Annotated in this window: 3 protein-coding genes and 1 tRNA gene; all 4 read right to left on the bottom strand. The window is 45.1% G+C overall.

All coding sequences use genetic code 11. The annotated features are described in order from the left end of the window. On the bottom strand, nt 1-2,507 hold a 2,507-nt coding region (carB, locus tag WJ238_RS10760; protein WP_337606926.1), incomplete at its 3' end, for a carbamoyl-phosphate synthase large subunit. After that, nucleotides 2,507-3,583: a carbamoyl phosphate synthase small subunit gene (locus tag WJ238_RS10755; protein WP_147598377.1), complete on the bottom strand. Its 1,077-nt coding sequence runs from the start codon at nt 3,581-3,583 to the stop codon at nt 2,507-2,509. The genes carB and WJ238_RS10755, both read right to left, overlap by 1 nt. A 236-nt stretch (nt 3,584-3,819) precedes the next feature. After that, nucleotides 3,820-3,903: transfer RNA gene (locus WJ238_RS10750), tRNA-Leu, on the bottom strand. Nucleotides 3,904-4,058: 155 nt separating this feature from the next. After that, nucleotides 4,059-5,494, bottom strand: a 1,436-nt coding sequence (locus WJ238_RS10745) for a hypothetical protein (protein ID WP_337606925.1), incomplete at its 5' end; no start/stop codon positions are given.

Raw genomic sequence — 5,494 nt, 5'->3', positions numbered from 1 at the left:
TCTATTACATACACTTCTTCGCCGCATACAATAAACTGGATATTGATCATACCTACAACGTGAAGCGCTTTTGCAAGACGACGTGTGTACTCTGCAATGGTTTCCTTTGCAGTTTCACTGATAGTCTGTGCCGGATATACGGAAATACTGTCACCAGAGTGGATTCCCGCACGCTCAATATGCTCCATGATACCAGGAATCAGAATGTCCTCGCCGTCACATACAGCGTCTACCTCAATCTCTTTGCCCATCAGGTATTTATCTACCAGGATCGGATGATCCTGCGCGATCTGGTTAATGATTCCAATGTATTCTTCTACATCCTCATCGCTGACTGCAATACGCATTCCCTGTCCGCCAAGAACATAGGAAGGACGTACTAGAACCGGATATCCCAGTCTGTTAGCAACTTCTTTTGCTTCCTCAGCAGTAAATACAGTATCTCCCTTCGGTCTCGGAATCTGGCACTGCTCCAGGATGCCGTCAAACAGCTCACGGTCCTCTGCTGCATCTACGTCTTCTGCAGATGTTCCGAGAATCTTCACGCCCATTTTCATCAGCGCTTCTGTCAACTTGATGGCAGTCTGTCCGCCGAACTGAACGACCGCTCCGTCCGGTTTTTCGATTTTTACGATATTTTCTACATCCTCAGGTGTCAGAGGCTCGAAATACAGCTTGTCTGCAATGTCAAAGTCTGTGCTGACAGTCTCAGGATTGTTGTTGATAATAATTGTCTCGTAGCCTTCTTTTTCAAAAGCCCAGGTACAGTGTACAGAGCAGAAGTCAAACTCAATACCCTGGCCGATACGGATCGGACCTGAACCGAGAACAAGAACTTTTTTCTTATCCGGTGTGGAAACTGCTTCATTTTCTGTATCCGGTCCGCCGTAAACAGAATAATAGTATGGTGTTGCTGCCGCAAACTCTGCCGCGCAGGTATCTACCATTTTATAGGCAGCGCGGATGTTGTAGCCCTCACGGAGAGCCTTGATCTCAGCCTCTGTTCTGCCACAGAGATTTCCGATCACATAATCCGGGAATTCCATGCGTTTTGCTTCCAGAAGAAGCTCTCCTGTCAGTGGCTGGGTCTTCAGCGCCTGCTCCATCTCAACAAGGATTGCGATCTTGTCAATGAACCAGCGATCGATCTTTGTAATACGGTGAATATATTCCTTGGAAATATCTCTTCGGATGGCTTCCGCAATTTTCCAGATACGGCGATCATCTACAACAGCCAGCTCCTCAATCAGCTGATCCTCAGTAAGTCCGGTAAAGTCATAGGACATAAGGCTGTCCACATGCTGCTCCAGAGAACGGATAGCTTTCATCAGAGCTCCCTCAAAGTTATGACAGATACTCATAACCTCTCCGGTTGCTTTCATCTGAGTTGTCAGAGTTCTTTTTGCAGTAATAAATTTGTCAAATGGCAGACGCGGGATCTTTACAACACAGTAGTCCAGCATCGGCTCAAAGCTTGCATAGGTTTTTCCTGTAATGGCGTTTGGAATCTCATCCAGTGTATAGCCAAGAGCGATCTTTGCAGCAACCTTGGCGATGGGATAACCGGTAGCCTTACTTGCAAGAGCAGAAGAACGGCTTACACGGGGATTTACCTCGATAACGCAGTATTCAAAGCTCTCCGGATGAAGCGCATACTGAACGTTACATCCGCCAGTGATTCCCAGCTCTGTGATAATATTCAGGGCAGAAGTACGAAGCATCTGGTATTCTTTGTCCCCAAGAGTCTGAGAAGGAGCAACTACAATAGAGTCGCCTGTGTGAACGCCTACTGGGTCAATGTTCTCCATGTTGCAGACTGTGATGCAGTTTCCTGCGCTGTCGCGCATTACTTCATACTCAATCTCTTTCCAGCCTGCGATGCAGCGCTCTACAAGGACCTCGCCTACACGGGAAAGACGAAGACCATTTTCGAGAATCTCTCTCAGTTCGTATTCGTTGTTGGCAATACCGCCGCCGCTGCCGCCAAGAGTGTAGGCAGGACGGAGAACAACCGGATATCCGATAGTCTTTGTAAATGCAATACCGTCTTCCACTGTTGTTACTACTTTGGAGGCTGCAACCGGCTCACCGATCTTCTCCATAGTATCCTTAAATTCCTGACGGTCCTCTGCCTTTTTGATCGTTTCTGCAGTAGTACCGATCAGACGTACATTATGCTCCTTGAAAAAGCCTTTTTCTTCCAGCTCCATTGCAAGGTTCAGGCCGGCCTGACCTCCCAGTGTAGGAAGCACACTGTCCGGTTTTTCTTTCAGGATCAGCTGCTCTACCACCTCTACAGTCAGAGGCTCAATGTATACGCGGTCAGCAATATCTTTATCTGTCATGATGGTTGCCGGGTTTGAGTTAAGAAGTACAACCTCCATGCCCTCTTCCTTCAGAGAACGGCAGGCCTGAGTACCTGCATAATCAAACTCTGCTGCCTGGCCGATAATAATCGGACCGGAACCAATCACAAGAACTTTATGGATGTCTTTATTTTTCGGCATTATCTGTTTCCTCCCATCATTTCCATAAATCGGTCAAACAGGTAACTGGAATCCTGCGGTCCCGGGCAAGCTTCCGGATGGAACTGCACGGTAAAGATATTTTTACCTACATAGGCCATACCTTCGTTGGTACCGTCATTTACATTCACAAATGCCGGCTTTGCAATATTTTTCGCCTCAAGCTGCTCTGCATCCACCACATATCCGTGATTCTGAGAAGAAATATAAACTCTTCCTGTTGCAAGATCCTTTACAGGATGATTTCCGCCTCTGTGTCCGTATTTCATCTTATGAGTGTCTCCGCCTGTGGCAAGCGCCATAAGCTGATGACCCAGACAGATTGCAAAAATCGGAACATCAGACTCATATAACTTACGGATTTCTTCTATAATAGAAGTACATTCCTTGGGATCCCCAGGTCCGTTGCTGAGCATGATTCCGTCCGGATTATCTTTTAAAATTTCCTCTGCCGGTGTAAGAGCTGGATAAATCGTCACCTGACAGCCTCTCTCATTAAGAGAGCGGGCAATGTTGCGTTTTGCTCCAAAATCCATCAGAGCCACCTTCGGTCCTTTGCCTTCCAGAATCTCTTTTTCATGGCAGGTAACCTTTTCCACTACTTTTCCAGTTGTATATGCTTTTAAACGGGGAATAATTGCATCTAAATCATAGTTTTCATCAACTGTGATCATACCATTCATGGTACCCTTTTCACGAAGGATTTTTGTCAGGGCTCTTGTGTCGATGCCCGCAATTCCCGGAATGTCATGTTTTTCCAGAAAATGCTGAATGGTGTCAACGCTTCTGAAGTTGCTGGGGATACGGGATAATTCACGAACAATAAATGCATCTATCCACGGCTTCCTGGACTCCTGATCCTCATAACAAATTCCATAATTACCAATCAGCGGATAGGTCATACAAACAGCCTGTCCAGCATAAGACGGATCAGTCATCACTTCCAGATATCCGGTCATAGATGTGTTAAAAACGATCTCACTGATTACTTCTCTGGCTGCGCCAATACTGGTTCCTGTAAACACATGGCCGTCTTCTAATATCAGAAATGCTTTCATACAATCTCCCTTTCTCTTGTTTTATCCTAAATCTTCAAGATTATATCACAAGAAACTTTCTTTTTCAACATAAAGAGTAGCTGAAAAAAATTATGTTTCGCTGAAAATAATTCTGATTCAATCCAGGAAGCCGAAGCAGCCTTAACCATTGGTGGCCAGGAAATTATTTCTTTCACAACACGAAAAAATCGGGAGCCCCAGCTGAACTAAGGGCTTCCCGATACACAAAAAAATAATGCAGGAGATGGGACTTGAACCCACACGATCTTGCGACCACAGGCACCTGAAGCCTGCGCGTCTGCCAATTCCGCCACTCCTGCATTTCTTATTTATCAGCCGCTCTCTCGCGACTGCTTGATTATAATACCTCATGTTCTAATAAAAGTCAATAGGTTTTTTTAATTTTTTTTAAAAATTCGCGAATTTTTTTCAAATCCCTGCAAAAGCCTGTTTTTCCGCCTGTTTTACAGGGATTTTATTCCCGGACGCTACCCTGAATCTGATATAAATCCACGTTTCCCAGCGTTTTCACAAATACCGCCTCTGCATTTTTGTCATAATTCTGCCGGATATAATCCAGGGTCAGCTGAATATTATCGTCAATTAGATAAACCTTTTTATTTCCGATCATATCTTTATATGGATTTGTGATCCCGTGTTCCCGCATCTCCTTTACAATCCCCGGGGTTCTGCATTCCCATCCACTGAGCCAGTACAGATTATCCAGAAGATTTTCCGGCATGGGGTCAAAAGGTCCGTAACATACAATCTCTGATACCGTGCCGCTTTTTGCAAGATATACATGCTCTTTGTCTGTTCCGATGGTTTCCAGTACTGCCCGCTGACTTACCCGCGCTTTGGGAATCTCTCTGGTAGTCAGCCTCCAGTCATCATACCAGAAACTCTGTGCAATCAGAAGAACTGCTGCACATAAAACAAGCCCCCACCTTCCGGAAATCTTTTCCATAGAAACAGTAGAAACAGATAAAGCACCTACTTTGCCTTTTGAACGCTCTTTTGCTTTCTCACGCTCTTTTACAGAATCTGCCAATAGCCACGCCATTGTGAGACATACGCTGAACCACAGCCCTACGTCTACTCTGTTTACCAGATATCTTCCCTGAAAATAAAGATAAAAATTCAGTCCTCCCAGCATACAGAGCTCTCCGGCAAGTCCAAACCACGCAGCATATCCCTTTTTTCCAAAAAACAGCCACAGTACAAACAGCAGTAAAACAATCCAGAATGCTTTCTGTTGAAGCACATCACCTGGAAAGCGCTTTACAAAAGAATGGATCACCTTTCCGGAGAGTATCTTTTCCGGCTTCTGCTCTGCCAGCTTCTCCATAACCTCTGTGGTAAATTTGTCCGGATCATTAAAGTTCCAGGTTCTGTAAAGCTCATATGCTTCTCTGGAAATTCCCAGCTCCTGATATAAAGTTTGATTGGATTCATAATCCGGAAATCCATAATCCAGAAGCTCTGATCTCAGATTGTTAAACCTCTGATACTCCTGCCACTGAGGATTTTTATACATCAGTCTGTCCGTACAGTCCACAGCAAACACAGCAAGCAGCAGCATCCCAAAGATACCTGCACACAGGCCAAACCGTTTCCATTCTTTTCCCGGAAAGCGTTTTTTAAGTGTAAAAATAAAATAAATACCAACACCTGCCATCAGCGCGCTGCTGGCAAAAAACTGATCCTCTCTGTACATAAAGCCGGTCAGTCCCAGAAGAAAACCTGCCACCGTCTCCCAGACACAGAATTTTTCAGATGTGATCACATGAAAAAGGAGCAGCACAGCCGCTGCCGCCGCTATTCCTGCTGTTTTTGTAAACTGAATATGAATATAGCTTTCATAGCCGAACACCCACAAAAGAATGAAAGACAAATATAAGCCCCAATAGC

The organism is Claveliimonas sp., from assembly GCF_037273965.1.
GTDB classification, from domain to species: domain Bacteria; phylum Bacillota; class Clostridia; order Lachnospirales; family Lachnospiraceae; genus Claveliimonas; species Claveliimonas bilis.
Note: the sequence above shows the minus strand (reverse complement) of the source record. Positions and strands in the feature narration are given on the sequence as shown.